The sequence below is a fragment of the Sulfuriferula plumbiphila genome, assembly GCF_009938015.1.
In the GTDB taxonomy this organism is placed as follows: domain Bacteria; phylum Pseudomonadota; class Gammaproteobacteria; order Burkholderiales; family Sulfuriferulaceae; genus Sulfuriferula; species Sulfuriferula plumbiphila.
In genome coordinates this window covers 3,062,681-3,088,125 of sequence record NZ_AP021884.1, presented here as the reverse complement: position 1 = coordinate 3,088,125, position 25,445 = coordinate 3,062,681, and the positions used below count along the sequence as shown (strand labels likewise).

General features: G+C 60.4%; 24 protein-coding genes and 1 riboswitch. Of the genes, 8 read left to right on the top strand and 16 right to left on the bottom strand.

From position 1 onward, the window contains the following. Positions 1-20 precede the first annotated feature (20 nt). The gene (locus tag GZH91_RS15835; RefSeq protein WP_147074191.1) at positions 21-608 is read right to left on the bottom strand and encodes a Uma2 family endonuclease; all 588 of its coding nucleotides are present in this window, start codon (positions 606-608) and stop codon (positions 21-23) included. 55 nt (positions 609-663) lie between these two features. Continuing rightward, positions 664-1,677 (bottom strand): NAD-dependent epimerase, encoded by a 1,014-nt coding sequence (locus GZH91_RS15830; RefSeq protein ID WP_147074193.1) that lies wholly within the window; start codon positions 1,675-1,677, stop codon positions 664-666. Between the two features lie 71 nt (positions 1,678-1,748). On the opposite strand from GZH91_RS15830, the gene waaA reads away from it, so the two are divergent. Next, complete coding sequence (waaA, locus tag GZH91_RS15825) at positions 1,749-3,020, top strand: lipid IV(A) 3-deoxy-D-manno-octulosonic acid transferase (RefSeq protein WP_147074195.1); 1,272 nt, start codon at positions 1,749-1,751, stop codon at positions 3,018-3,020. Between the two features lie 133 nt (positions 3,021-3,153). Here the strand turns inward: waaA and GZH91_RS15820 are convergent, their stop codons facing one another. Genes GZH91_RS15820 through GZH91_RS15810 form a run of 3 tightly spaced genes read right to left on the bottom strand, consistent with a single transcriptional unit; the run spans position 3,154 to position 5,475 of the window. Next, positions 3,154-4,458, bottom strand: a complete 1,305-nt coding sequence (locus GZH91_RS15820) for a TolC family outer membrane protein (protein WP_147074196.1) — start codon at positions 4,456-4,458, stop codon at positions 3,154-3,156. Between the two features lie 31 nt (positions 4,459-4,489). Then, complete coding sequence (locus GZH91_RS15815; protein WP_147074198.1) at positions 4,490-4,813, bottom strand: rhodanese-like domain-containing protein; 324 nt, start codon at positions 4,811-4,813, stop codon at positions 4,490-4,492. A gap of 8 nt (positions 4,814-4,821) precedes the next feature. After that, positions 4,822-5,475, bottom strand: a complete 654-nt coding sequence (locus tag GZH91_RS15810) for a protein-L-isoaspartate O-methyltransferase family protein (protein WP_147074200.1) — start codon at positions 5,473-5,475, stop codon at positions 4,822-4,824. A 59-nt stretch (positions 5,476-5,534) separates the two neighbouring features. Continuing rightward, positions 5,535-5,637: riboswitch (TPP riboswitch) on the top strand. A gap of 29 nt (positions 5,638-5,666) precedes the next feature. On the opposite strand from GZH91_RS15810, the gene thiC reads away from it, so the two are divergent. Then, entirely contained in the window at positions 5,667-7,583 is a 1,917-nt protein-coding gene (gene thiC, locus GZH91_RS15805; RefSeq protein WP_147074203.1) for a phosphomethylpyrimidine synthase ThiC, read from the top strand. A gap of 50 nt (positions 7,584-7,633) precedes the next feature. Next, a complete protein-coding gene (locus GZH91_RS15800) occupies positions 7,634-8,455 on the top strand; it encodes an undecaprenyl-diphosphate phosphatase (RefSeq protein ID WP_147074205.1) in 822 nt (273 codons plus the stop codon). 52 nt (positions 8,456-8,507) lie between these two features. On the opposite strand, the gene GZH91_RS15795 is transcribed toward GZH91_RS15800, so the two are convergent. From GZH91_RS15795 to GZH91_RS15770, 6 genes are all read right to left on the bottom strand, one after another. Then, complete coding sequence (locus GZH91_RS15795; RefSeq protein WP_147074207.1) at positions 8,508-14,036, bottom strand: Hpt domain-containing protein; 5,529 nt, start codon at positions 14,034-14,036, stop codon at positions 8,508-8,510. Between the two features lie 66 nt (positions 14,037-14,102). After that, the gene (locus GZH91_RS15790) at positions 14,103-16,244 is read right to left on the bottom strand and encodes a methyl-accepting chemotaxis protein (RefSeq protein WP_147074209.1); all 2,142 of its coding nucleotides are present in this window, start codon (positions 16,242-16,244) and stop codon (positions 14,103-14,105) included. A 56-nt stretch (positions 16,245-16,300) separates the two neighbouring features. Continuing rightward, a complete protein-coding gene (locus GZH91_RS15785) occupies positions 16,301-16,813 on the bottom strand; it encodes a chemotaxis protein CheW (RefSeq protein ID WP_147074211.1) in 513 nt (170 codons plus the stop codon). Positions 16,814-16,844: 31 nt separating this feature from the next. After that, the gene (locus GZH91_RS15780; protein WP_147074213.1) at positions 16,845-17,207 is read right to left on the bottom strand and encodes a response regulator; all 363 of its coding nucleotides are present in this window, start codon (positions 17,205-17,207) and stop codon (positions 16,845-16,847) included. A 21-nt stretch (positions 17,208-17,228) separates the two neighbouring features. After that, entirely contained in the window at positions 17,229-17,594 is a 366-nt protein-coding gene (locus tag GZH91_RS15775) for a response regulator (RefSeq protein ID WP_371860378.1), read from the bottom strand. A gap of 161 nt (positions 17,595-17,755) precedes the next feature. Then, the gene (locus tag GZH91_RS15770; protein WP_147074216.1) at positions 17,756-17,932 is read right to left on the bottom strand and encodes a rubredoxin; all 177 of its coding nucleotides are present in this window, start codon (positions 17,930-17,932) and stop codon (positions 17,756-17,758) included. Positions 17,933-18,009: 77 nt separating this feature from the next. Here GZH91_RS15770 and thiD point away from each other — a divergent pair, with 77 nt between their 5' ends. The 3 genes from thiD to hemL are packed head-to-tail and all read left to right on the top strand — an operon-like array spanning position 18,010 to position 20,746. Continuing rightward, a complete protein-coding gene (gene thiD / locus GZH91_RS15765) occupies positions 18,010-18,834 on the top strand; it encodes a bifunctional hydroxymethylpyrimidine kinase/phosphomethylpyrimidine kinase (protein ID WP_147074218.1) in 825 nt (274 codons plus the stop codon). Further along, positions 18,831-19,457 carry a thiamine phosphate synthase gene (thiE, locus tag GZH91_RS15760; protein ID WP_147074220.1) on the top strand — a complete coding sequence of 209 codons (627 nt, stop codon included), beginning with the start codon at positions 18,831-18,833 and terminating at the stop codon, positions 19,455-19,457. Before thiD ends, thiE begins: the two co-directional genes overlap by 4 nt. A gap of 5 nt (positions 19,458-19,462) precedes the next feature. Continuing rightward, entirely contained in the window at positions 19,463-20,746 is a 1,284-nt protein-coding gene (gene hemL, locus GZH91_RS15755; protein WP_147074222.1) for a glutamate-1-semialdehyde 2,1-aminomutase, read from the top strand. A gap of 58 nt (positions 20,747-20,804) precedes the next feature. Here hemL and grxD read toward each other — a convergent pair whose 3' ends face one another. After that, positions 20,805-21,110: a Grx4 family monothiol glutaredoxin gene (gene grxD, locus GZH91_RS15750; protein ID WP_147074224.1), complete on the bottom strand. Its 306-nt coding sequence runs from the start codon at positions 21,108-21,110 to the stop codon at positions 20,805-20,807. 208 nt (positions 21,111-21,318) lie between these two features. Between grxD and GZH91_RS15745 the strand changes: the two genes are divergently transcribed. Both GZH91_RS15745 and GZH91_RS18465 read left to right on the top strand, forming a co-directional pair. Beyond that, positions 21,319-22,251 carry a DnaJ C-terminal domain-containing protein gene (locus GZH91_RS15745; protein WP_147074226.1) on the top strand — a complete coding sequence of 311 codons (933 nt, stop codon included), beginning with the start codon at positions 21,319-21,321 and terminating at the stop codon, positions 22,249-22,251. Continuing rightward, the gene (locus GZH91_RS18465) at positions 22,248-22,556 is read left to right on the top strand and encodes a chaperone modulator CbpM (RefSeq protein ID WP_408646874.1); all 309 of its coding nucleotides are present in this window, start codon (positions 22,248-22,250) and stop codon (positions 22,554-22,556) included. Before GZH91_RS15745 ends, GZH91_RS18465 begins: the two co-directional genes overlap by 4 nt. Here GZH91_RS18465 and GZH91_RS15735 read toward each other — a convergent pair. Genes GZH91_RS15735 through GZH91_RS15720 form a run of 4 tightly spaced genes read right to left on the bottom strand, consistent with a single transcriptional unit; the run spans position 22,553 to position 25,437 of the window. After that, positions 22,553-23,638 carry a nucleotidyltransferase domain-containing protein gene (locus GZH91_RS15735; protein ID WP_174861862.1) on the bottom strand — a complete coding sequence of 362 codons (1,086 nt, stop codon included), beginning with the start codon at positions 23,636-23,638 and terminating at the stop codon, positions 22,553-22,555. The genes GZH91_RS18465 and GZH91_RS15735 overlap by 4 nt on opposite strands. Then, positions 23,625-24,545, bottom strand: coding sequence for an HprK-related kinase A (locus GZH91_RS15730; protein ID WP_223264593.1), 921 nt, complete (start codon positions 24,543-24,545; stop codon positions 23,625-23,627). Before GZH91_RS15730 ends, GZH91_RS15735 begins: the two co-directional genes overlap by 14 nt. After that, complete coding sequence (locus tag GZH91_RS15725; RefSeq protein ID WP_161984300.1) at positions 24,542-24,817, bottom strand: HPr-rel-A system PqqD family peptide chaperone; 276 nt, start codon at positions 24,815-24,817, stop codon at positions 24,542-24,544. The genes GZH91_RS15730 and GZH91_RS15725 overlap by 4 nt, the downstream gene beginning before the upstream one ends. A gap of 14 nt (positions 24,818-24,831) precedes the next feature. Next, the gene (locus GZH91_RS15720; RefSeq protein ID WP_147074231.1) at positions 24,832-25,437 is read right to left on the bottom strand and encodes a hypothetical protein; all 606 of its coding nucleotides are present in this window, start codon (positions 25,435-25,437) and stop codon (positions 24,832-24,834) included. Positions 25,438-25,445: the final 8 nt, after the last annotated feature.

Below are 25,445 nucleotides of genomic sequence, written 5' to 3'. Positions count from 1 at the left end.
CGCATTGTATCAGCCTCCACTCATGACTGGGGTTCAGGCCACGCCACGCCGCTGCCTGCGTACAGGTCATCCATGCTGATTTGCATATCCGCTGATTCCAGTGTGATTTCATCGTCTGGCGCGAAAATGTCGGCGCTCCAGCCAGCTTCATTGCGGCGGTAAACCTCTACCCAGCGCCGTTCCTGGTCGATCAGCACGTATTCCCGCAGGCTGGCGATGTGGCGGTAGGCGAGCATTTTTTCGCGGCGGTCGATGGCTTCGGTGGCGGGGGAGAGCACTTCAACCAGCAGCACCGTGGATTCGATGTAATCCCTGGGGCTGTCGCTGGCGAGGTCGCCCGGTGCGCAGGTAACGGCGACATCGGGATAGTAGTGGCGGGCCTGCGTGGCGATGCGGACTTTCATGTCGGCGATGAAGGTCTGGCAGCCGCTATCGCGCAGTTTGTTGCGCAGCAATACCGCCATGTTCAGAGAGATCGTGTTGTGCGCCTTGCTGCCACCGGCCATGGCGAAGATTTCACCAGCGACATATTCATGCCTGACCTGGCTGGCGCGTTCGGTTTCGAGATATTCCTGCTCGCTGAGTTGCAGAACAATCGCGTGTTTCATGTCGCACTCCATTGTGGCCAGCTGGTTGGGCGCCGCTTGTTGGTTGGGGTGGGCATCACCCGGCCTGATGATAATAGCTGCGATACCACGCCACGAATTTCTCTATCCCCTCGGCGAGCGGCGTCTTCGGCTCAAACCCCACGTCACGTTTGAGGTCGGCCACATCGGCATACGTAGCCACCACGTCGCCCGCTTGCATCGGCAGGAAGTTTTTCACGGCCGGCCTGCCCGCTGCGCGTTCGATGGTTTCAATGAAAGTCATCAGTTCCACCGGCGCGTGGTTGCCGATATTGTAGACGCGGTAAGGGGCGTAGCTGGTGCCGGGGTCCGGCGCGCTGGTATCGAATTGGGGAGCAGGCGTGGCGACGCGGTCGAGGATGCGCACCACGCCTTCGACGATGTCGTCGATATAGGTGAAGTCGCGCTGCATTTTTCCCTGGTTGAACACGTCGATCGGTTCGCCGCGCAGGATGGCGCCGGCGAATAGCGAGGGCGACATGTCCGGGCGTCCCCATGGACCGTACACGGTGAAAAAACGCAGGCCGGTGGTGGGCAGCTTGTACAGGTGGCTGTAGCTGTGCGCCATCAGCTCGCCGGCTTTTTTGGTGGCCGCGTACAGGCTGACCGGGTGGTCGACGTTGGCGTGCACGGAAAACGGCATGTGCGTATTGGCGCCGTACACGCTGGAGCTACTGGCGTAGACCAGGTGCTCGACCTGGTTGTGGCGGCAGCCTTCGAGGATGTTGGTCAGGCCGACGATGTTGGACTGGATATAGGCGTGCGGGTTTTTCAGCGAGTAGCGCACGCCGGGCTGGGCGGCGAGGTTGATGACGCGCTGGAATTTCTCTGTGGTGAACAGGGTTTCCATGGTGGCCCGGTCGGCAATGTCGAGCTGGATGAAACGGAAGTTGCCATGCGCTGTGAGTTGCGCCAGACGTGCGCGTTTGAGCTTGACGTCGTAGTAATCGTTGAGGTTGTCCACACCGACAACTACATCGCCACGCGCCAGAAGCCGCAGGGCGGTGTGCATTCCGATGAAACCAGCTGCGCCGGTGAGCAGAATTTTCATGGTGTCTCCTGAATTGTTGGGCAAATTCTAGCATGTTCGTTTGGGCTTTCAGGCGCTGTTAGAATGCCCCCATGAAACTGTTTTTTTCCCGTCATGCCTACGCCTTGCTGCTGTTCGTGGCATTCCCTTACACGATGCTGCACCTGCTCTGGCGCGCGCGTCGCCAGCCTGCCTACCTGCGGCACTGGGGCGAGCGCTTCGGGTTTTATCCGGACCGCCCAGCGCAACCGGTGATCTGGCTGCACGCCGTGTCGGTGGGGGAGACGCGTGCCGCGGTGCCGCTGGTGCAGGCGTTGCTGGCGCGTTATCCCGGGTATCGGATTTTGCTGACGCATACCACGCCCACCGGGCGCGCGACCAGCGAGTCGCTGTTTGGCGAGCGGGTGTTGCGGGCGTATCTGCCCTACGACTACCGTTTCGCTGTGCGGCGCTTCGTGCGGCATTTCCGGCCGGCGATAGGCTTGCTGATGGAAACTGAAATCTGGCCGAACCTGATCGATGCCTGTCACGCAGGCAGCACGCCAGTGCTGCTGGTGAACGCACGCCTGTCGGCGCGCTCGGCACGGCGCTATGGCTGGCTCGGCGCGCTGGTGCGTAGCAGCCTGGGCAAGCTGGCGGCCGTGGTGGCACAAACGCGCGCCGATGCGGATCGCCTGAGCCAGCTGGGCGCACCGCATGTCGAGGTGGCGGGCAACCTGAAATTTGATTGCGCGCCGCCGCCCGCGCAAATCCAGGCCGGGGTGCGGCTGCGCGCGCAACTGGGCAAAGGTCGGCCCGTATTCGTGGCGGCCAGTACGCGCGAAGGCGAGGAGGCGCTGGTGCTGGATGCGCTGGAGCGGGTCGCGCTGCCCGATCTGCTCACGCTGATTGTGCCGCGCCATCCGCAGCGTTTTGACGAGGTGGCTGCGCTGCTGGAACAGCGCGGCACGATCTATCAGCGGCGCAGCGCGGGCCAGCCCGTGGCGGCGCAGACAGCGGTGCTGCTGGGCGACAGCATGGGTGAGTTGTTTGCCTATTATCGCGCCGCCGATGTGGCGTTTGTGGGGGGCAGCCTGCTGCCATTCGGCGGACAAAACCTGATTGAAGCCGCTGCCGTGGGCTGCCCGGTGTTGATTGGCCCGCACACCTGGAATTTTGCCGATGTCGCGCGCCAGGCAGTCGCGTGTGGCGCGGCACAGCGGGTGGCGGATGTTGCCGGTCTGGCGCGGGAACTGAAGGGCTTGCTGGATGCCCCATTACGCCGCCGCCAGATGTCGGAAGCGGCGCTGGCGTTTAGCCACGCCCATCGCGGCACGGTACAGCGCCTGATGCAGACGCTCGAGGTGTATTTGAAACCTGAGTAAGGAGGACGGCAGCGGGGGAACAAGGCAAAAGGCAAAAGGCAAAAGGCAAAAGGCAAAATCAAGCCCAGGGAGAGATTTTAAATTTTGCCTTTTGCCTTCTTGTTCTCCCCCGTGGTTAGTGCCGTTAAACAACCTATTCGCTGCTCACCAGCCATTTGTCCACTTCGCCGAGGTCGGTTTCGCTCAGTGTCCCGGCTGCGGCTTTCAGGCGCAGGCTGGAAAGAATGTAGTTGTAACGCGCAGCGGCCAGATCACGTTTGGCGGAATACATCTGTTGTTGTGCATTGAGTACATCCACCGTGGTGCGCACGCCGACCTCGAGGCCGAGCCTGGTGGAATCGAGTGAAGTCTGGCTGGATAACAGTGCCTGTTCCAGTGCCTTGACCTGGGCTTCGCCGCTGGTTACGCCGAGGTAGGCCTGGCTGGTATTGAGGTCGACCTGGCGCCGCGCGTCTTCGAGGTCTTCGCGTGCCTTGTCCTGGTTGGCCACGGCTTCACGCACGCGCGAACCGACCAGGCCGCCCTGATACAACGGCAAGTTGAGCTCTACCCCGATCACGGCGTTTTTGGTGTTGACCTGAAACCCGCCAAAATTCTGGTTGCGGTTGTCCGAGTAGCTGGCCACCGCATCCAGGGTCGGGTAGTGTCCGGCGCGGTTACGCTCGACCTCGCGCTGGGCGATCTCGTAGCCGGCACGCTGCGCCTTGAGCGCCGGGCTGTCCTGCTCGGCGCGAGCGATCCACGCGTCGATGCTGGCTGGATTGGGCGGCGCCAGTTGTAGCTTGTCCCCCAGCACGTCGAGCCTGGGTGGCAGTTTGCCGATGATGCGTTGCAGTGCGCGCTGTTTGATTTGCAGGTCGTTGAGGGCGGCGATTTCCTGGGCGCTGGCGAGATCGGACCGCGCCTGCGCTTCGTTGCTGTCGGTAATAGTGGCGGTGCCGACTTCAAAATTGCGCCTGGCTTGTGCCAGTTGTTCGCCGATGGCGGCCTTCTGGGCGCGCACGAAGTTGAGGTTGTCCTGACTTTGCAATACATCAAAATACGCCTGCGCGGTGCGCAGGATCAGGTCCTGCGCGGCACTGGCGAGCTGCGCCTCGGCTACGCTGACTTGTTGTTTGGCCTGTTCGTAGTGTTCCCAGTTCTGCTTGCGGTAGATGGGCTGGATGACGGTGATACCGACGCCCCTTGAGGTGTAACTTCTGTCTCCGAACACCGATGAGCTGGTGTTGTTATTGAGCACGCTGGCGTTGAGGCTGGCCTGTGGCAGCAAGCCGGCACGGCCCTGCGGCAGTTTTTCCACGCCGGCGCGATAGGCCGCGCGGGCAGAAGCGTAGGCTGCGTCGTTGCGTTGCGCCTGATGATAAATGTCGGAGAGATCGGCGGCGAGCGCCAGGTGGATAAATCCGATACCCATGAGGGCAAGAGACAGTCGTTTCATCAAGGCATCCCGAAATAGGCGCCGATGGGTTTCAGTAGGTGGGCATGCTGGTGTCCACCAGCTGCGCCCAGCTGTCCACGCCACCCTGCAGATTGTAGATCCGATCAAACCCGGCGTGCTCGAGGAAACGCGCCACTTGCATACTGCGCATGCCGTGATGGCAGATCACCACGATTTGCGCGTGTTGGTCGAGCGTATCGAGTTTGCCGGGCACGCTGTGCATCGGCACCAGCCGGGCATTGACGATATGGCAATACTCATATTCCCAGGGCTCGCGCACGTCCAGCAAAAGCGGGCTGGCGCGGTCTGCATCCTGCAACCACTGCTGGAGTGCGCGCGCGCCGATCTGCTGCATTGGGGTGGTTAAAATACGAAGCGTTCGGGTTGCAGCGCGTTGACGAGCGGCTTGATGTTGGTTTCAAACAGCGTCACCGTGTTGTATGCGCCTTCGGCCACACAGGTGACGAGCTGGGCCTGCATCGCAGGCGCATCGCCGACAATGGCGAACAGCCGTCCGCCGGGCTTGAGGTCATGCACGAAGGCTTCCGGCAATATCGGGGTGGAGCCGGTGAGTACGATCACATCATAGGGACCATGACGCGGCCAGCCGCGCGCAGCGTCGCCCACCTCCAGCGAAGCGTTGGCAAAACCATGCGCCCTGAGCTTGGCCTCGGCCTGGGTTTTGAATTCCGGCACGATGTCCACGCTGTGTACATGGTGTCCCTGGTGTGCCAGTAGCGCGGTGAGGTAGCCGCTACCGGTGCCGACTTCGAGAATCTTGTCGGTTTTTTTGATGGCCAGCTCTTGCACGATGCGCGCCTCGAGCTTGGGCTGCATCATCAGTTCGTTGTGGCCGAGCGGGATTTCCATGTCCACAAATGCCAGGGTGCGATAAGTTTGCGGAACAAATTCTTCGCGCTTGACCTTGGACAGCAAGTTGAGGATTTCCTGATCCAGCACATCCCAGGTACGGATCTGCTGCTCGATCATGTTGAAACGGGCTTGTTCGATATTCATTGTCGAGACACCAAAATGCACTAATCCCTTGCGATTATTCCATAATTCCTTTAATTTAACATCTCTGCTAGGGGTCTGCGCAGAAGTTGGTCGGCGCAGTGAGACACACCCTTTGAACCTGATACGGGTCATGCCGTCGTAGGGAAGCATCTGGCCGTGCTCCTTACGCTATTCTGCTTAAGGATTTTCCGATGAATGCCAATCCCCAGTTTATTGCCGCCACTGCCCATGTCGACGAGGCGGCGGTCCAGCCCTTGCCCAATTCGCGCAAGGTGTATGTCGAGGGCAGCCGTCCTGATATCCGCGTACCGATGCGCGCAATCAGCCAGGCTGACACCCCGGCCTCGTTCGGCGCGGAACCCAATCCGCCGGTTTATGTGTACGACTGTTCCGGCCCCTACACCGACCCGGAAGCGCAAATTGATATCCGCACCGGACTGGCCGCGCTGCGTGCTGGCTGGATCGAGGAGCGCAATGACACCGATGCGCTGACCGGGCCAAGCTCCGAGTACGGGCTTGAGCGCCTGAATGATTCCGCGCTCACCGCCATGCGCTTTCCCGGCCTGGTTCGCCAGCCGCGTCGTGCCAAAGCAGGCAAAAATGTCACGCAAATGCATTACGCGCGCCAGGGCATCATCACCCCGGAGATGGAATACGTGGCCATCCGTGAAAACCTGCGCCGTAAGGAGTATATTGCCGCGCTCAAAAGCGCTGGCCCCACCGGGCTGAAAATGGCCGAGCTGCTGGGCCGCCAGCATCGCGGGCAAAATTACGGCGCGGCGCTGCCCGAGGAAATCACGCCCGAATTCGTGCGCAGCGAAATCGCCCGCGGCCGCGCCATCATCCCCGCCAACATCAACCACCCGGAAACCGAGCCGATGATCATCGGGCGCAATTTCCTGGTGAAAATCAACGCCAACATCGGCAACTCCGCGCTCGGCTCCTCGATCCAGGAGGAAGTGGAAAAAATGACCTGGGCGATCCGCTGGGGCGGCGACACGGTGATGGATCTCTCCACCGGCAAGAACATCCATGAAACGCGCGAGTGGATTATCCGCAACTCGCCCGTGCCCATTGGCACCGTGCCCATTTATCAGGCGCTGGAAAAAGTCGACGGCAAAGCCGAGAACCTGACCTGGGAAATGTTCCGCGACACCCTGATCGAGCAGGCCGAACAGGGTGTCGACTACTTCACCATCCACGCCGGCGTGCGCCTGGCGCATGTGCCGCTGACAGCCAAACGCATGACCGGCATTGTGTCGCGCGGCGGCTCGATCATGGCCAAGTGGTGCCTGGCGCATCACAAGGAGAGCTTCCTCTACACGCATTTCGAAGACATCTGCGCGATCATGAAGGCGTATGACGTGAGCTTCAGCCTCGGCGACGGCCTGCGCCCCGGCAGCATTTATGACGCCAACGATGAAGCGCAGCTGGCTGAACTGAAAACCCTGGGCGAGCTCACCCAGATCGCCTGGAAGCACGATTGCCAGGTGATGATCGAAGGCCCCGGCCACGTGCCCATGCAGCTCATCAAGGAAAATATGGATTTGCAACTGGCGTGGTGTGATGAAGCGCCGTTCTATACGCTCGGACCGCTCACCACCGACATCGCCCCCGGCTACGACCACATCACCAGCGCCATCGGCGCCGCGCAAATCGGCTGGTACGGTACCGCCATGCTGTGCTATGTCACGCCCAAGGAACACCTGGGCCTGCCGGACAAGGATGACGTGAAAGACGGCATCATGGCTTACAAAATCGCCGCCCACGCCGCCGACCTGGCCAAGGGCCACCCCGGCGCGCAGATACGCGACAACGCGCTGTCCAAGGCGCGCTTCGAGTTCCGCTGGGAAGACCAGTTCAACCTCGGCCTCGACCCGGACAAGGCGCGCGAATTCCACGACGAAACCCTGCCCAAGGATTCGGCCAAGGTCGCGCATTTCTGCTCCATGTGCGGACCGCATTTCTGTTCCATGAAGATCACCCAGGATGTGCGCGATTATGCCGCCCAGCAGGGGCTGTCGGAACAGGATGCCTTGCAAAAGGGAATGGAGGTGAAGGCGGTTGAGTTTGTGAAACAGGGCGCGGAAATCTACCGTAAGGCATAATCCACATACTTGACTCACGTCCTTAAGGACGCTTTTTTGCGCGGGGAGCGATGGACTATCTGATATATCTCAAGGCCTTGATCATGGGGCTGGTGGAAGGGCTGACGGAGTTTTTGCCGGTATCGTCTACCGGACATCTGATCATCGCCGGCGACCTGTTGAATTTCAACGATAACGTGGGCAAGGTATTCGAAATCGTTATCCAGCTGGGCGCGATTCTGGCCGTGGTGTGGGAGTTCCGGGCACGTATCGGCAAGGTAGTGGGAGGGCTCGGTCACGATCCTGTCTCCCAGCGCTTTGCCGCCAATATAATGCTTGCCTTTTTGCCGTCAGCGATTTTCGGGCTGCTGTTCATCAAGGCGATCAAGGCGCATTTGTTCAACCCGTTCTGGGTCGGGGTGTTTTTCATCCTGGGCGGCTTCGTGATTTTTGCGGTGGAGCGCTACGCGCGCAGCCCGCGTATTCATCATGTGGATGACATGACCTGGAAAGACGCACTTAAAGTGGGTTTTGCCCAGGCGTTTTCCATCGTGCCGGGCACTTCGCGTTCGGGCGCGACCATCATGGGCGGAATGATCTTCGGGCTGTCGCGCCAGGCAGCAACGGAATTTTCCTTTTTCCTCGCCATTCCCACCATGTTTGCCGCCACCCTCTACGAACTGGCGAAACATTGGCATGAACTCCATGTGCACGATTTCGTGGTGTTCGGGGTTGGCTTCGCTACCGCCTTCGTCAGTGCATTTTTCGCCGTGCGCGCCTTGCTGCGCTACATTTCCAGCCACAGTTTTGCAATATTTGCCTGGTATCGCATTGTGTTCGGCGTGGTGTTGCTGATCTATTTCCGCGACACGCTGTTCGCCAGCGCGGGCTGACCGGGGTCTTGGCTATGGCGCGCGGGCGGCCCGCTGTGTGGCGGGCCTGGATTCAGGCTGTTTCAGGCTGGTGCATGTAACGGGCGACGTGGGCCAGCAACTGTTCTTCCTGGAATGGCTTGCCGAGGTAGGCATTGACCCCCAGGCTCAGGGCATGGTCACGATGTTTGTCTGCGGTGCGCGAAGTGATCATGATGATCGGCACCCCGGCCAGCTGGGCATCCGCGCGCATGGCCTTGGTCAGTTCGAAGCCATCCATGCGCGGCATTTCAATATCCAGCAACATCACATCCGGGATCACATCCTGCAGTATCTGCAGCGCATCCAGGCCGTCCTTGGCGGTGATCACTTCGTAGCCCTCGCGTGCCAGCAGGCGGCCGGTAATCTTGCGCACGGTGAGCGAGTCGTCGACCACCATCACTACTCTGGCGCGTGCGGCTTCTATGACGGGTGCCTGTACTGCTGCGGTCCCGGTGTGCTCACCCTGGCGCAGCGCCAGTTGCACCGGGTTGAGGATGAGCACCACCTGGCCATTACCGAGTACCGTGGCGCCGGCAATACCACTGACCCGGGCCAGCTGGGGCCCGATATTTTTCACCACCACCTCGCGGTTGCCAGTCAGTTCATCCACCAGAATGGCGCAGCGTTGCGTGCCGCTGCGCAGCAGAATGACCGCGTTGTAGCGCTGCGCGAGATGCACCCGGTCGGTCTGCCCCAGCAGGTGTGGCAGGTAAAACAGGTCATAGCGATTGCCCTGCCACTCGATGGTTCCTGCAGCGAGCAATTCGGCCAGCGTGTCGCTCTTGTATTCCTGCACCTGTTCGACCATGGTGGAAGGCAGGGCATACAGGTGATCCCCGGCCGTTATCAGGACTGTCTGCGTGACCGCCAGCGTGAGCGGCAGGTACACCATGAATTGCACGCCCTTGCCGGCTTCGGAGGCCACTTCGAGACGACCGCCGAGGCCCGTGATTTCGCTTTTCACCACGTCCATGCCGATACCCCGGCCAGACAGTTCGGTGACCGCTTCGGCGGTGGAAAAACCCGGCGCAAAAATAAACTGCATCAGCTGGTTGGGCGCCACGCTTATCCCGGGCTGCAGCAAGCCTTTGGCAATGGCGCGCGCATGGATCGCATCCAGATTGAGCCCGCGTCCGTCGTCGCGCAACGATAGCATGACCTCGTTACCTTCCTGGCGCGCGTGCAATACAATCTCGCCGTATTCGGATTTGCCTGCCTGTATTCGTTCTGCAGGCAGTTCCAGGCCATGGGCGACGGCGTTGCGTAACAGGTGTTCGAATGGCGCGACCATTTTTTCCAGCACGCTGCGATCCATTTCCACCTGTTCGCCGATAATCTGCAGGCTGGCTTTCTTGCCCATATCCTTGGCCGCACGCCGCACCGTGCGGTGCAGGCGATCGGCAACGCTGGCCAGCGGCACGATACGGATATGCATCAACGCCTGTTGCAGGTCACGCGTCATGCGGGCTTGCTGCGTTAATGCGGCCTCGGTTTCGTTGAGACCTACGGCGATGTTTTGCTGCACGGTGCCGACGTCATTGATACTCTCGGCAATCATGCGGGTGAGTTCCTGCAGACGCGTGAAACGGTCGAATTCGAGCGGGTCGAACTGGTGGTCGTCCTTGTGCATATGCGACAGCGTGGACTGCATCTGGCTTTCTGCCTGGATTTCCAGTTCACGCAATTGAGCGCGTAAACGCCCGATGTTTTCCGCGAGTTCGCCGGCATTCTGTTTGATGCCGGATACGCTGCTCTCCAGGCGCGAACGCGTGATACTGATTTCGCCGGCCTCGTTGACCAGGCGGTCTACCGTATCAGCGCGCACCCGCAGCATGCGCGCGCTGGTTTCTGGTTCGATCAGGGCCTTGGCTGGCGTGTGTGCATGGAGCGCATGCGGCGCATCCTGCAGGGCTGCATGCGTATCTTCCGTCTCAATCTGCGCTGTGGCAGCATCAGTGTGCCGCAGTCGGTTCAACGCGTCGCCCAGCCGATCCAGCTCGATTTCAAACCCATCGAAATATGCAGCTTCCAGTGCGCCGGATTCGAGCGCGTTCACCACCCGGGTTTCCATGATATGGGTGAGCTCACCGAGACGCATGGCACCGGCCATGCGTGCGCTGCCCTTGAGCGTATGCAACAGGCGCTGCAGGCTGGCCGGAGCGTCGCCCCGGGCTGGATCGGCACGCCAGTTGCGGCTTTCGGCGCTGATTTTTGGCATCAGTTCAGCCGCTTCCTCAAGGAAAATCGGCAGCAGTTGATCGTCCAGGTCATCCACAATATTGCGGCGCGCCTGTTGCTCATCGGCAGCGGCGAGCAGCGTGTTGAGATGCGGGATGTCGGCGGGTTCGGCAATATTTACCGGATTTATCCGGGTTGTGCTGGCCTGGCTTGCCCCGGTCTCGAGGACGGATGCCGCTGCGGGTTCCGGTTCGTTGCCCGTGGCCTCGCAGTCGCTCAGCTGTGCTTCGTGTTCAAGCGTGGCGGCCTGCACAGCGACCAGCGCGGCGATGAGATCATGCGCCGGCACAGGCGCCCGTTGCGCATTGATGCTGTCCAGCATTTCACCCAGCGCGGTGATGGCAGCGTCAGTTAGCCTGCTGTCTGGTGGCAGTGTGGCGACACTTTCGTGTAACTGGGTAAGCCATGCCTCCAGCGCGTGTGCGAGATCGGCAACAGCGGTGAAGCCGGTGGTGCCGGCGATGCCTGCCAGCGTATGGGCAGCACGCATGAAATCATACGCGACGGGTTCGCCGGGATTGATTTGCAGGTGCGCGAATTCGCGCCGCAAAGTGGTGTGGTGCTGCTCGGCTTCGCGCAGAAAAATATCCAGCAGCGGCGCGGAGATCAGATTGGTGCCGATGCTGACGCGGTCGTCTTCGGGCGGCGCGATCGACGCATCCGGACTTTCCGCAGCAGGGCTGATGCCGCTGATGTCCGCCGCGGATACGTCAGGAACGCTCAAGTCATCCGTAACGGCGATATCGGCGAGCACAGATTGACTGGCCTCGATTGCAGGCTCGGGCGCGGGGCCGGGCGCGAAGGTCAGATCGTGTACGGTATCCGCGGGTTGTGGCGTGACGTGGTGTTCCGCTGGCGGCAATTCGGCTTGTGCGGGTGTGGGTTCGGGCAATTCTCCGCTGCGTAATCGGGCGGCTTTTGTCACCAGCGCGTCTGCTGCAATGTGGGCTTGCCCGCTGGATTTGAGCGATCCAATCCAGCCGTCAAAACGGCCATGAGCGTCGGTCAGCACCTCCAGAAGGGCGGCACTGGCAGATTTTTCATCCTGCAGCCACTGGTTGAGCAATTGTTCAATGCTCCACGCGACTTCGCCCAGGTCGGTGAGGCCAACCATGCGGCCACTGCCTTTCAGGGTATGGAAATTGCGGCGCAGTGTGGTAAGGCTGGCGCGGTTATGCGGTTCGGCGCGACACATTTCCAGATGGGTGGCAATGCTGTCGAGCACTTCCCCGGCCTCTTCCAGGAAAACTTCCAGCAGCTCGGCATCAATAGCCTGATTGATGGTGGCGTCAGCGGATGCTTCAATGGCGGATTGTTGCGGCGCAGATTCGCCGCCACTGATGTCCTGGATGGCTTGACTCAGTGCCGGATTCGGGCCGCTGCCGGCAAGCTTGAGCGCATCGGCTGTCTGCTGCTTGAGCGCATAGTCACCGATGAGCTCGGCATCTTCTTCAAGCTCACGCAGTGCGCTTAAAAACTTTTTTTGGGTGTGTGCCTCTGCGGGCGCTTCCTGCCAGGCGTTAAGCTGCTTCCGCACGTCATGTTTCAGCGCATCCAGGCTGTCTTCCACACTGGGCGCAGGGGACTCTGCCTGCAGGTCTGCTGATGTGGCGGGTTCGGGACCGGCCAGTCCCAGTTGCCGGAGCGCGGGGAGCAGGAGGGTGCCGGCGCCGTTGCGCTGATGACGTAGCGCGTCAATATAGAGCCCCAGGCTGCTGAGGGCGTCGGCGATCACGGCAAAATCGGTCTCGTTAATCGGGCGCCGGGCGTCCTGAAAACCCAGCACGATAGCGTGCGCGGCGGTGAGCAGCCGGCTGGCTTCGTCAAGCTGCAGGATGTTCAGTGCGCCCTGCACTTGTGCCAGCGGCGCATTGATGCTGGCCAGGGCCTGGCGGCCATGCTGCGGATCGCGGAAGAAGGCATCCAGCACTTCTTCGGTTTGCTGCAGATTGGACTGAACCTCTTGCGCAACCTGGGCAATCAGCAGGCGCTCCTGCGCGTGACGCGACATTTCGTCGAGCAGCGGGATTTCGGGTATCTGTGTTACATCCACATCGCCATAAGCGGCAGCGCGCAGACGTTGCACTTGCACATCGGCTTGCGCAACCAGCTCGCCGGTGACGTGCTGGTAATTTTCCAGGGTGTTTTGTATCAACAACAGCGCGGTGGCCACTTCCAGTCCGAGCGCTTCGGTTTGGCCCTCGGGAAGCCTCTCTGCGGATGCTGCAATTTCGCTGATCTGGGCCAGCAGATTCAGCAGCGGTGTGCTTTTGAGTTCGGCAGTGCGCGCCAGCAGGGCGATGATCTGGGACTGGAACTGCGCCAGGCTGTCGCGGTTGCCTGCGGTGAATTTGAGCCAGGATTCCTTGGCGGGGGCGAGCAGGTTGCGCAGTTCCTTGAGCAATGGCAGCAGCGCGGCCATTGCGCTGGATTCGCCGGTGTTGTCAGGCATCATGTGGTCTAGCGCAAACGCCTGTTTGACGGCTTTGACGTGGTCGCTGACAGCGCGGCTTTTGGCCACGAAATAAAGAATGTCCTTGAGCAGGCGTTCGGCCACCTTGTAGGAGCCTTCGGCCTGACGGCGCATTTGCAGGTCAATGCGGCCACATAGTTGCTTGACGGCAAAATTGGGCTCGATGGCGTGGTTGGACAGGCAGTCCACAAATGCCGTCGCACCCCACCATAATGTACGGTTAGCGGGCAGCGTCATGGCTTGCTCGATGTCGTGCACGGCAGTACGCATCACCGCCAGACCCTGGTCTGCGTTTTGTTGGCGTAAAAACGCCAGCAGGCCGCGCTGGAACTGGGCGCGTGATTTTTTTACCAGCGCCGCCAGTTCCGTTTCGGAACGCGGCACTGCAGGCTGTGCCCTGGGTGCGCGCTGACCCAGGTCAGGAAAAAACAGGTCGCTTTCGGCGCTGTGCTCGACGCCCAGTGCGGCGCGAATTTCCTGATATAGCGGAAACAGGCGCAACTCCAGATTGGGCTTGCCTTTGATCAGGTCATCCAGATACAGGCAGATTGCGTCGATGGTACGCTGCAGCAGGTCGAATGCGGCGGCATCGACTGGCAGTGCCTGGCTTTCCAGTTGTTCCAGCAGCTTTTTCGTTTCCTGGGACAGGAGTGCAACGCCTTGCAGGCCGACCATCTCGATGGCGCCGCTGACCTGATTCAGGTAGGTGCGTGCATTGCGCAGCAGCGCCGGGTCGTCCTGCCCGATACGGAACTGGTTCAGTGTGTCGCGGGTTTGCTGCAGGGCATGGTCGATTTCGCCTTTTACCCAGCTCAGAGGGCCGGTATCGTATTCCACAATTGCGCTCATGGTGTGTCCTGTTCAGTCAGCTATTCGCAGCGCAGCGCGCCGTGCGCCACTCCGGCACCCGGTGCGTTATGCCAGTTTGAAGCCGGCAATCGATTTCTTCAGATCAGCTGCCAGACCGCTCAGCGCACCAATCGAAGATGCGGTCTGGCTGGTGCCGGTGGTGGTCTGCTCGGTAATGTTTTGAATGTCCTGCATGGTGCGCGCGACTTTGGCGGCTGCTGTGGCCTGGGCTTCGGTCGCGGTGGAAATGTTTTCGATCAGCGCGGCCAGATTGCGTGACACCTGACTGATCTCGGATAGCGCCCGACCGGCTGCGTCAGACAGCTTGGCGCCCTCCACCACACCCTGGGTGCTGGTTTCCATGGCGGCCACCGCGTCTTGTGTGTCCGACTGAATGGTTTTCACAATCGCCGCGATCTGCTTGGTGGCCTGGCCGGAGCGCTCTGCCAGACGCTGCACCTCTTCCGCAACCACCGAGAACCCGCGTCCGGCCTCACCAGCCGAGGCCGCCTGGATGGCAGCGTTGAGCGCCAGCACGTTGGTCTGTTCGGTAATGTCGGAAATCAGTTCCACAATTTCGCCGATTTCCTGCGACGATTCGCCCAGGCGCTTGATGCGCTTGGAGGTTTCCTGGATCTGCTCACGGATGCCGTTCATGCCGGCGATGGAGTTTTGCACCGCGTGGGTGCCTTTTTCGGCGGCTTCCAGCGACTGGTGTGCCACCTGTGCAGACTGGCTGGCACTGGCGGACACTTCATTAATGGATTGCGACATGTCCAGAATGGCGGTGGAGGTGTCCTCGATTTCGCGCGACTGGCGCTGTGCGGCGGACAGCAATTCGTCCGATACCTGTTTGGCTTGAGCAGTCGTCGTATTGACTTGTTCGGTTGCGCGTTCGATACCCGCAACCAGCGTGCGCAATTCGTCAATGGTGAAGTTGATGGAATCCGCAATCGCGCCGGTGATGTCTTCGTTCACCGTGGCGCTGATCGTCAGATCGCCTTCCGAGAGGTCGCCCAATTCATTGAGAAGGCGCAGAATCGCTTCCTGGTTACGCTTGTTTTCCGCCTCGCTTTGCAGGGCACGGCGTTTGGCTTCATTGGTGTTGATATATGCGAATAAAGCCACGCTGCCCGCGCCGAGCAAACCCAGCACGATGGCCAGTGCCACGCCGAGCGTGCCGAGCCCCTGATAGGCGGCAGTGATTTTTTGCGTGTCAGCCAGGAGCTTGTCGCTATCGGTAAAAATTGAATGGCCGGCCTGCTTGGCTTCCACCAGGGGCTGCATGCTGGCGAGAATGTTGTTGACGTCGATCTCGAACCCTTTGTAGGCAGTGATCAGATCCTCCAGCTTGGTGCGCACATCCGGATCCGTGACGGCTGACAGACGCAGCTTTTCGCTGCCGTCATGCAGACCGTTCATGATGTCCTTGAAAGTGGTCGCATCCTTGCCCAGCTGGAACGCCACGTCCTGGTCGATCACTTCACCGGACAGCAGCGTGTTGGCGTTTTTGGCCATGCGCTGGGTCAGCATGACCATTTCGCTGGCCAGCGCGGTGGGGCGTTGCGCCACGTTGGCGTCGTTCATGCGGCCCACAAGTTGCTCGGAGAGTTCCAGCAGTGTGCTACTGGATTTATTGATGTTGCCCACGCTCTGGTGCAGGCCAACCAGGGTTTTTTCCTGCCCCAAAATCAAATCGATCTGAGTGGCGATCGGCTTCCAGTCCCTGTCGAGACTGGACAGAAGCGGCTGAACGGAATTCGGTGAGGCGGGTATGTCGCTGTTGCCGCTCACCAGTCCTGCGAGGTCGTTTTTGTAGAGGATGCGACTTGCCTGGAGCTGTTTGAACGCTTCCGGCGTGCCGAGCACTGCCTGTTGTGCGCCCTTGGCGATGCGCTGCGAAAGCATTTGCATTTCAGTGGATGTGCCGATATATTTGGCCTTGTTGCCAGCCTGCATGTTGCTGTAAATCAACAGGCTGACGGATGCCGCAATCAGGATGACCGCCGCGCCGAGGGTGAGCATGTACTGCTTTTCGATGGGCAGGTGGCCGATCAGCGGCGTTTCTCCAGGCGCCTTGGCAGAAATTTTGCGTAATCCGCTCATGATGAGCGTGGTGTGCTCAGGCACGTCACCAGCGCTTTTCCTGGATTTGGCGGCTTTATCCTTGGATGGCTTCAGGTTGAAACCGGGAAAGCTGATGGCCATGCTTTTCTCCACTTAGAGTAGTTGGTGATTCAATGGATGGTTTGGGTGGAATACGCCTAGATGCCTGCCTGAAGAAATGCCGGATGCGAGACCAGCGCTCCCATGTCCAGAACCTTCCAGAAGACATCATGCGCATCACGATAATGGCGGGATATCCATTCCGTATCGGACGCGCCGCTTTCCTGGTGATCGATTTGGTCCAGGCTATGCAGGCCCAATGTCTGGCTGACGAGCAGTGCGGCATTGACCGCGAAGCGGCTGTGCACCAGCAATAAGCGCGTATCCGGACCCGGTGTAACGGCTGCATGGCCGGAAAAAGCGGGCAGATCGACAACGCTATACAATTTGCCGCGGATATTCGCGACTCCCAGGAACCAGGGCTTGGCAAGTGGCACCCGCACCCAGGGGGCGGGCGCAATGACTTCGCTGATATCGCCAAGTTCGACCAGCCAGTTTTCATTACCGACCCGCACCCCCAGGCTGGTGGCCAGGGTGGTGCGGGTGCCAGCATCTTGCAGGCGGGTGCTCAGATCCTGCTGGAATTGTTTGAGGCTGACGCGTTTGGACATGGCTATAGGTGAATTGTCAGAAAACAGGCGCTTACAAGGTACGAATTTTTTGCAGCAGAGCGGAACCGTCTATGGGCTTGACCATGTATTCAATGGCGCCCTGACGCATTCCCCATATCTTGTCGGTTTCCTGGTTTTTGGTGGTGCACAGGATCACCGGAATATGTTTGGTATCGTCGTCGCGCGAAATCGCGCGAGTGGCCTGGAAGCCATTGAGGCCGGGCATCACCACGTCCATCAGGATCAGGTCCGGCTTCAGCTGTTTGGCCTTGTCCAGCGCCTCGTTACCATTTTCAGCCATGCTGACATCATAGCCATTTTTGCCGAGCAGATCAGCCAGGAAAAAGCGTTCAGTGGGGGAATCGTCTACGATCAGGATGCGTTGGATAGCCATGGTAATAATCTCGTCTTAAGGTCAGGCAGCTAAGTGCTGGGTGGTGTGGCGTTGTACTGCAGTCAACAGGGTATCTTTGGTAAATGGTTTGGTCAGGTATTCGTTGGAGCCGACCATGCGCCCGCGCGCCTTGTCGAACAGGCCGTCCTTGCTTGACAGCATGACCACCGGCGTGGCGCTGAAACGGGCGTTTTTCTTGATCAGCGAGCAGGTCTGGTAGCCATCCAGGCGCGGCATCATGATGTCCACGAAAACCACATCGGGCAGATGCTCGGTGATTTTGGCCAACGCGTCAAAGCCATCTTCGGCGAGAATGACCTGACAGCCGGCCTGATTGAGAAAAATTTCTGCGCTACGGCGGATTGTGTTGCTGTCATCAATCACCATCACTTTGATGCCAGCCAGTTTTTTGGTGTCACTCACGCTGTACCCCATCCTGGTTGTGTCGGTTTGAAGCCCGCTTGTGGTGCTGTTGCAATCAGCACCGGTACGGGTTTTGTGTAATTATCGGACTGCGTGACGAAATCTTTAGCAATTGCTGTAGCTTGCTATATCTGGATCAGCTCAAAATCATCCTTGCGCGCCCCGCATTCGGGACAGGCCCAGTTGGGCGGCACATCTTCCCAGCGTGTTCCCGGGGCAATGCCATCTTCCGGGCAGCCTTTTTCCTCTTCATAAATGAAGCCGCAGATGACGCACAGATAACAGTTGAAGGGGGTTGCCATTGAATCTCCGCTTTTCGGTTAAAATGGACATTCTAATCCATCCGCACGCAGTATTTTAGTGCAGCCGCCGCGCGACCATGACCGACGAACTTCCGCCCATCGTACTCACTTTCGCCGCAACTGACCCCAGCGGCGGGGCGGGCATCCAGGCCGACATCCTCACTCTCACCAGCATGGGCTGCCATGCATTGTCGGTGGTGACGGCGATTACCGTGCAGGATACGGTGGGTGTGGAAGACTACCTGCCCATCGATGCCGAGTGGATTGCCGACCAGGCGCGCAGCGTGCTCGAGGACATGCCGGTGGCTGCGTTCAAGATTGGCTTGCTGGGCAGCGTTGAGGCGATTGCCGCGATTGCCGAAATCGTCAGCGACTACCCCGATGTGCCGCTGATACTCGACCCGGTGCTGGCATCCGGGCGCGGCGACGAGCTGGCCAGTGACGACATGCACGCGGCACTGCTGGACATGCTGATTCCGCAGACCACCATCCTCACCCCCAACAGCATGGAAGTGCGGCGTCTGCTGCAGGATGACGGCGAAGATGCTGCCGAACTCGAGCTGGGGGAATGCGCCCGGCGTCTGATTGATCTGGGTTGCGAATATGTGCTGATTACCGGCACCCACGAGAATACGCCTCAGGTCTTCAACACCCTCTACAACGAGAATGGCGTGCTGCGCCGGGATGCCTGGGACAGATTGCCGGGCAGTTATCACGGCTCGGGCTGCACGCTGGCGTCCGCCATCGCCGCCGCGCTGGCGCACGGTCTGGATCTGGCGGAGGCGGTCAGGGAAGCGCAGGAATTCACCTACGAAGCCCTGCGCGCCGCGTTCCGCCCCGGCATGGGGCAGTTCATCCCGGATCGCCTGTTCTGGGCGCGTGAGGGCGAGAAGCCGCAATGATCGGCGGGCTCTACGCGATCACCCGTGAAACCGACGACAGCGCGCGCCTGCTGAGCGAGGTCGAGGCCGCGCTCAGGGGCGGTGCAGCGGTTGTCCAGTACCGCGATAAAAGCGGCGACGTGGCGCGCCAGCACGAGCAGGCCAGCGAGTTACTGGCTTTATGCCGGCGCCACCGGGTGCCGCTGATTATCAACGACAGCCTGCGTTTGGCTGACCTGGTGGGCGCGGACGGTGTCCACCTTGGCAGTGACGACGGGGGCGTACGCGAAGCGCGTATTGTGCTGGGTGCGGACAAAATCATAGGCGTGTCGTGCTATCAAAGCCTGGATCTGGCCGTGGCAGCGCAGGCTGCGGGTGCCGATTACGTGGCGTTTGGCAGTTTTTTCGCATCCGCCACCAAACCCAGTGCGCCGCGCGCGGATATCACCCTGCTGCAGCACGCCAGCCGCGTGCTGCACCTGCCCATCGTGGCGATAGGCGGCATCACGCCGGACAACGCGGAGTCGCTCATCGAGACCGGCGCCGATGCGATTGCGGTGATTAATGCCTTGTTCGAGGCAGCCGATATCGAGGCGCGCGCGCGTTGCTTCGCCGATTTTTTCATTGCTGAAACTGAAGACTGAAAACCATGAGTAAAAATGAAGAGCTGTTCGCCCGCGCCCAGCGCCACATGCCGGGCGGGGTCAATTCACCGGTGCGCGCGTTTCGCTCGGTGGGCGGCACGCCGTGCTTTTTTGAGCGTGCGCTGGGGGCGCGCGTGTGGGACGCCGATGGCCGCGAATACATTGATTACGTGGGTTCGTGGGGGCCGATGATCCTCGGCCACAGCCACCCCGAAGTGTTGCAAGCCGTGTACCAGCGTGCTGCGCGTGGCCTGAGCTTCGGTGCGCCGACCGGGCTGGAAGTGGAAATGGCCGATCTGCTGACCGAACTGGTGCCGAGCATGGACATGGTGCGCCTCACCAGTTCCGGCACCGAGGCGACCATGAGCGCGATTCGCCTGGCGCGCGGCCATACCGGACGCGACAAGATCATCAAATTCGAGGGCTGTTACCATGGCCACGGCGACTCGCTGCTGGTCAAGGCGGGTTCCGGCGCGCTCACTTTCGGCCAGCCCAGTTCCGCCGGGGTGCCCGCTCAACTGGCTGCGCTCACGCTGGTGCTGGACTACAACGACGCGCAACAGCTGGCGGATACCTTCGCCCGCATCGGTCACGAAATCGCCGCCGTCATCGTCGAGCCGGTGGTGGGCAACATGAATCTGATTGCGCCGCGTGCGGAATTTCTGCAAACCATGCGCGACCTGTGCGCGCAGTATGGCGCGGTGCTGATTTTTGACGAGGTGATGACGGGGTTTCGCGTTGCCCTGGGCGGCGCGCAGGCGCTGTACGGGATTACCCCGGATATTTCCACTTTTGGCAAGGTCATTGGCGGTGGCCTGCCGGTGGGCGCGTTCGGCGGGCGGCGCGAGATCATGGAAAAACTCGCCCCGCTGGGTCCGGTTTATCAGGCGGGCACGCTGTCGGGCAACCCGGTCGCGGTGGCGGCGGGCCTGGCGACACTCAGGCTCGTTCGCGCAGCCGGCTTCCATGAGCGCCTGGGCGCAGCCACCACAGCTCTGGTGACCGGGCTGGCCGAGGCCGCTGCCCGCCATGGCGTGGTGTTTTCCGCGCAGGCGGTGGGCGGCATGTTTGGCCTGTATTTCCGCGCCACGCCGCCACAAACCTATGCCGAGGTGATGGAATGTGACAAGGAGGCGTTCAACCGCTTCTTCCACGCCATGCTGGACGCGGGTGTTTACTTTGCGCCCTCAGCCTTCGAGGCCGGGTTCGTGTCCGCTGCGCATGGTGACGCAGAACTCGAGGCCACACTGGCGGCTGCGGATCGGGTATTCGCGCAGATGGCGCGGTAATCTGGCTTGCCAATAAAAAACGCAGCCCAGGCTGCGTTTTTTATTGGGTATGACTGAATCAGCCCAGCAGTTTTTGCAACTCGCCATTCTGGAACATCTCGCGCATGATGTCGGAGCCGCCTACGAACTCACCGTTCACGTAGAGTTGCGGAATGGTCGGCCAGTTGGCATATTCCTTGATGCCCTGGCGAATTTCGGCGTCGGCCAGCACGTTCACGGTAAACGGATCGGTCACGCCGCAGGACTTGAGAATCTGTGTCGCGCTGGCGGAAAAACCGCACTGCGGAAACTGCGGCGTGCCCTTCATGTACAGCACGACTTTGTGTGAGGTGACTTGCTCGCGGATGGTGTCTAGTGCGCTCATTGCTGCGAATGCTCCATGAAAAATTAAACAATGCGGGAATACCCGACTAAATTCATCAGGAATAATACGCGTGAGCAGCCGCGTGCGTCAAGCATCACCAGTCCGCTTAATTACCGGGCTTTGCTTGAAATTGCGGTGCGACAGTCCAAAATGAGGGTGGATACAACTTATCCACAAAAAACTTATCCGCAAAAAAGGAAAAATCGCTGTGGAATACAAGGATTATTACAAGATTCTGGGCGTGGCGCGTGATGCATCGCAGGATGAAATCAAGCGCGCTTATCGCAAGCTGGCGCGCAAGTATCACCCTGATGTAAGCAAGGAAGCCAATGCCGAGGCGCGTTTCAAGGAAATCAATGAAGCCAACGAGGTGCTCAAGGATGCCGAAAAGCGCGCCGCCTATGACCAGCTCGGCAGCCGCTGGCAGGCGGGTGAACAGTTCCGTCCGCCACCTGACTGGGATGCGGGTTTTGAATTCAGTGGTGCCCCCCATCAGGGCGGTCAGGCGCAGGATTTCAGCGACTTTTTCGCCGAGCTGTTTGGCCGCCGGGCGCGCCATGCTGGCGCAGCGCAGCAGCGCGCGGCGGGGCAGGATCATCACGCCAAAATCATGCTGGATCTGGAAGACGCATATCGCAGTGGCACGCATCGACTCAGCCTGCGGGTGCCGGAAATTGACGCCAGCGGCCACCTTGTTTACCGCGAACGTAGCCTGAATGTACAGATACCCAAAGGTGTCCGTGCCGGCCAGCAAGTGCGCCTGGCTGGTCAGGGTGCGCCGGGTATGGGGGGAGCCGGGGACCTGTATCTGGAAGTGCAGTTCAGGCCGCATCCGCTATACCGTGTGGATGGCGCAGACCTTTACCTGAAACTGCCGGTCACCCCGTGGGAAGCTGCCCTGGGGGCGACGGTGAAAGCACCCACGCCGGACGGGACTGTTGAAGTCAAAATACCACCCAATTCGCAATCCGGGCGCAAGCTGCGCCTGAAAGGTCGCGGGCTGCCGGGCAATCCGGCGGGCGACCTGTATTTGACGCTGGAAGTGGTGCTGCCGGCGGCGACCACACCACGCGCGCGCGCGCTATACCAGACCATGGCGCAGGAGCTGGCATTTGATCCGAGGCATACGCTGGGAGTATGAAGCAGATGGAATCGCATACAAATTCAACACTCACCGCAGACTGTGTTTTTACGCTGACACTGGAGCAGCTTGCATGGACTTGTAGTGCCGAATCCACGTGGATATGCCAACTCGTGGACGAAGCCATCCTGAACCCGGCAGGCGCCACCCTGAGCGACTGGCGCTTCAGTGCGGAAGATCTGGCACGCGCCCGCCGCGCCTGGCGTCTGTATCACGAGCTGGACGCCAACCTGGAAGTGCTGGGGTTGATGCTGGATATGCAGGACGAGATCGAACGGCTGCGCGCACGCCTGCACCGCGTTTAATTTGTCGCCGCGCGTGGCGGAAACAGCGCCTTGTGCGCCAGATGGTAAGCCAGCAAGTGCGGCGGCATGCGCAGCCAGTGCGCGCGCGCATAGAGCAGAGCGCGCGCCGGCACAGACAGCGCATCGCGGCAACTGGCGTGATCGGGCGCCAGGGTGCGCTGCAGCAGTGCATTCATGAGTGTTTTCACTGGCGTAGACGGGCGCGCGCATGCGTCTATCTCGCGCAGCACGATGGGCGGCACCGGCGTGGCAAACAGCCGCGTCGCCCAGTGCAGGGCGTAATACAGCGGCCGTGCCAGATCCAGGCTTTGTGCGCGCGCCACCAGGCCATCCCAAAACCCTGCCACCGTACCGAATTCGCGCAGCAGCAAGTCTATGTCCGACAGATCGCGCAAGCCATGCCCGAATTCGCCGCAGAACAAATGGCTGGCTGAGTGCAGCACCATGTCGGCGGGTGCCAGCGTATATACGCCGGGTTCATCCGCAATAGGCTGTGCCGCAGCCAGCAGCAGGGCCGGGTCAGGACGCAGTCGCGCCGTCTCCGGCAGGATGGCATGGTGCACGTCGATCACCGACAGGCGCCTGATGTGCAGCAGCGGCGGAATTTCATGCATCCAGGTGCGGTAGTAGCGCTGGTCGTAGGCGTCATGCTGGGTGGCGACCCAGCCGTGCAGCATGAGTGCGGCTTCGACGTGATTGATGCGTTGCCTGGGCACGAGGATATCCACGTCGGAGAACACGCGTCCGCGCCCCGCCGCCAGTGCCGCCATGCAGTAGGCAGCACCCTTCAGGAGGATCAGGGGCGCACCGGTATGGGCAATCGCCGCGCGGATTTTGCGCACTTCCCAGGCGACTGCTGTCGCCTGCTTGTCGGCGACCACCCGTGCTGCCTGCAAATGGGCACGTGGTGCTTCAGGCAGGGATGCGAGCAGGTTTTTTTCTTGGACAAGCCCATGCAGCCGGGCCAGCAAATCGGCGCGTCGACCCTGACGAATGAGGGTATCCCATTCCGCCATGCTGAATTGATCGAGACGGTCTGGCTCGCGCAGCGCCCGGACAATGGCACAATCACATGTTCGCATGCCGTTGCTCCGCGATCCCATCGAACACGCTTGCCGCCTCTTCCAGATCACTATAGTGAAAACGGTAACTGGCGCTGGCACCCATCAGCGCAGTCAGGCGCCGAAAGCCTTCCTGCGCCAGCAGGCTGTAGTTGAAAGCATTTTGCGCCAGCCCCATAAAGGCTTCCGCACCCCCCATCGGCGTCAGGGTGGCGGACACGCCCGCCTGATATTTCGGGAAGATGACCCAGCCAGGCTGCGCCTGTTCATACACCCGGGCGACGCTGCCTGCGGGTGCGCGCATGTGGGCGACGGTTCCCTTGATGGTGTCCTTGACTATGCGTCCGATACAGGCCTGGGGGGCAAACTGGCTTATCACCTCTATGGACTGATTTTTCAGGCTGACGGGGCGGGCAACCGGCTGAATCATGCCCTCCCGCGATAGCAGCGTGAGTTCATCTGATAACAGGCGCCAGCCGCGATTGACCAGGCCGGCAGCAAGCGTGCTTTTGCCCGAGCCCGGCGGGGCGGGCAGGATGGCGGCAAAACCGTGCTTTTCGACGGCTGCGGCGTGGATGATGAGGTACTGATGGGCATGGCTGGAGATGCACCAGTTGAGCCCCCACTCGAACAGGGCGAACGCCTGGTCAATGGGTAAGGGTTTGAATGGTGCGTAGCCATCAGAGCGAAATATCACTTGCGGTTTGAACCAGCGCCGGTAAGTGGCGGGGGGGGCCAGGGTGACATGAAAATCCGCGAATCCGTGCGTGGGTAGAATCGATGCATCGGCATAGAGTTGATGGATGCCCTCTGCTACCTGCGAAACAGGGCTGCGGACACGGGCGACAAAAGCGCCGGTTTGAAGATATATTCCGTCCCGTGCCATTTCTTGGCGCAGACCGGCCAGGCTGTAATGTGCGACGTTCAAGCTGAAGTTTCAGTGATCAGATCGAGACGATGGAGATCGGCGAGCGTGCTCTCAAGCACTTGCAGGAGTTCGGGATCAGGCGGCGCTGGATATTGATCCGCGATCCGGTCGAGCAATATATCGGTACTCGCCGCGGTACTGCCAAGCAGGCTGATGACCTGAGCCGCCAGGGCATTGACCAGGTGGGTGTCGCCAGAAGCTGTATTGTAAATGACCGCAGCCTCTTCCGAGGCAGGCGCGTACACCAGCGTGTCAGCGGTCAGATGCCACACAGTAACGACCAGACTCAGTTGTCGTGCAAACTTTCAAGGTAGTTTTTTACGTCTTCGCTAGTCCAGGCCACACCTGGCTTTACCGTGTATTGATTATAAGTCACCACCTCATTCCAGATGCTTTTGACCTGCGCCACGCTGAGAGGGAAGTCGGGTGCAAAAGCTTGCGCATTAAGCATCGCGCCCACCACTTCACGCGCCAGTGCGCTCATGTCGCCACCATCCAGCCCTAGCACTTCCAACAGGGTTTTGGCGGTAGTAATCCCCTGCACATCCAATAGTGAACCACTCACGCCGCCTGCGTCCTTGAACAGCTGCTCAGGGTCGAAAGGTGACGGCCAAGCGTGTTTTTCGGTTTTTTTCCAATAGCCGTGACTCTTTCCAAAGATGGCGCAGTTCGTCGGTTGGCCGTGGCTGGAGACGTTGCCTGACGCGTGGCCAGAGATGGTGCATGCGTAAGGCACAGCGCCCAGCACCGGCTGGCTGGCGAGAGTGGCGATGACGGCACCGGCACCCAGACCGGTGCGGGTAAAGCGGCGCCGTGCATCGTTGGCAACACTGTCTTTGGCAATGGATTCGGTCGCCGTGGCCTGTGACTCGTCATGAATTTTATTATCCATTGCCCACC

Coding starts and splice junctions, on each gene's coding strand:
- GZH91_RS15735 (WP_174861862.1), bottom strand. CDS start 23,638: ATGCGAACATGTGATTGTGCCATTGTCCGGGCGCTGCGCGAGCCAGAC.
- GZH91_RS15820 (WP_147074196.1), bottom strand. CDS start 4,458: ATGAAACGACTGTCTCTTGCCCTCATGGGTATCGGATTTATCCACCTG.
- GZH91_RS15785 (WP_147074211.1), bottom strand. CDS start 16,813: ATGTCCAAACGCGTCAGCCTCAAACAATTCCAGCAGGATCTGAGCACC.
- grxD (WP_147074224.1), bottom strand. CDS start 21,110: ATGAGCGCACTAGACACCATCCGCGAGCAAGTCACCTCACACAAAGTC.
- GZH91_RS15775 (WP_371860378.1), bottom strand. CDS start 17,594: ATGGTGATTGATGACAGCAACACAATCCGCCGTAGCGCAGAAATTTTT.
- GZH91_RS15810 (WP_147074200.1), bottom strand. CDS start 5,475: ATGAATATCGAACAAGCCCGTTTCAACATGATCGAGCAGCAGATCCGT.
- hemL (WP_147074222.1), top strand. CDS start 19,463: ATGAGTAAAAATGAAGAGCTGTTCGCCCGCGCCCAGCGCCACATGCCG.
- GZH91_RS15790 (WP_147074209.1), bottom strand. CDS start 16,244: ATGGCCATCAGCTTTCCCGGTTTCAACCTGAAGCCATCCAAGGATAAA.
- GZH91_RS15770 (WP_147074216.1), bottom strand. CDS start 17,932: ATGGCAACCCCCTTCAACTGTTATCTGTGCGTCATCTGCGGCTTCATT.
- thiC (WP_147074203.1), top strand. CDS start 5,667: ATGAATGCCAATCCCCAGTTTATTGCCGCCACTGCCCATGTCGACGAG.
- GZH91_RS15720 (WP_147074231.1), bottom strand. CDS start 25,437: ATGGATAATAAAATTCATGACGAGTCACAGGCCACGGCGACCGAATCC.
- GZH91_RS15800 (WP_147074205.1), top strand. CDS start 7,634: ATGGACTATCTGATATATCTCAAGGCCTTGATCATGGGGCTGGTGGAA.
- GZH91_RS18465 (WP_408646874.1), top strand. CDS start 22,248: ATGAAGCAGATGGAATCGCATACAAATTCAACACTCACCGCAGACTGT.
- thiD (WP_147074218.1), top strand. CDS start 18,010: ATGACCGACGAACTTCCGCCCATCGTACTCACTTTCGCCGCAACTGAC.
- GZH91_RS15830 (WP_147074193.1), bottom strand. CDS start 1,677: ATGAAAATTCTGCTCACCGGCGCAGCTGGTTTCATCGGAATGCACACC.
- waaA (WP_147074195.1), top strand. CDS start 1,749: ATGAAACTGTTTTTTTCCCGTCATGCCTACGCCTTGCTGCTGTTCGTG.
- GZH91_RS15835 (WP_147074191.1), bottom strand. CDS start 608: ATGAAACACGCGATTGTTCTGCAACTCAGCGAGCAGGAATATCTCGAA.
- GZH91_RS15815 (WP_147074198.1), bottom strand. CDS start 4,813: ATGCAGCAGATCGGCGCGCGCGCACTCCAGCAGTGGTTGCAGGATGCA.
- thiE (WP_147074220.1), top strand. CDS start 18,831: ATGATCGGCGGGCTCTACGCGATCACCCGTGAAACCGACGACAGCGCG.
- GZH91_RS15795 (WP_147074207.1), bottom strand. CDS start 14,036: ATGAGCGCAATTGTGGAATACGATACCGGCCCTCTGAGCTGGGTAAAA.
- GZH91_RS15780 (WP_147074213.1), bottom strand. CDS start 17,207: ATGGCTATCCAACGCATCCTGATCGTAGACGATTCCCCCACTGAACGC.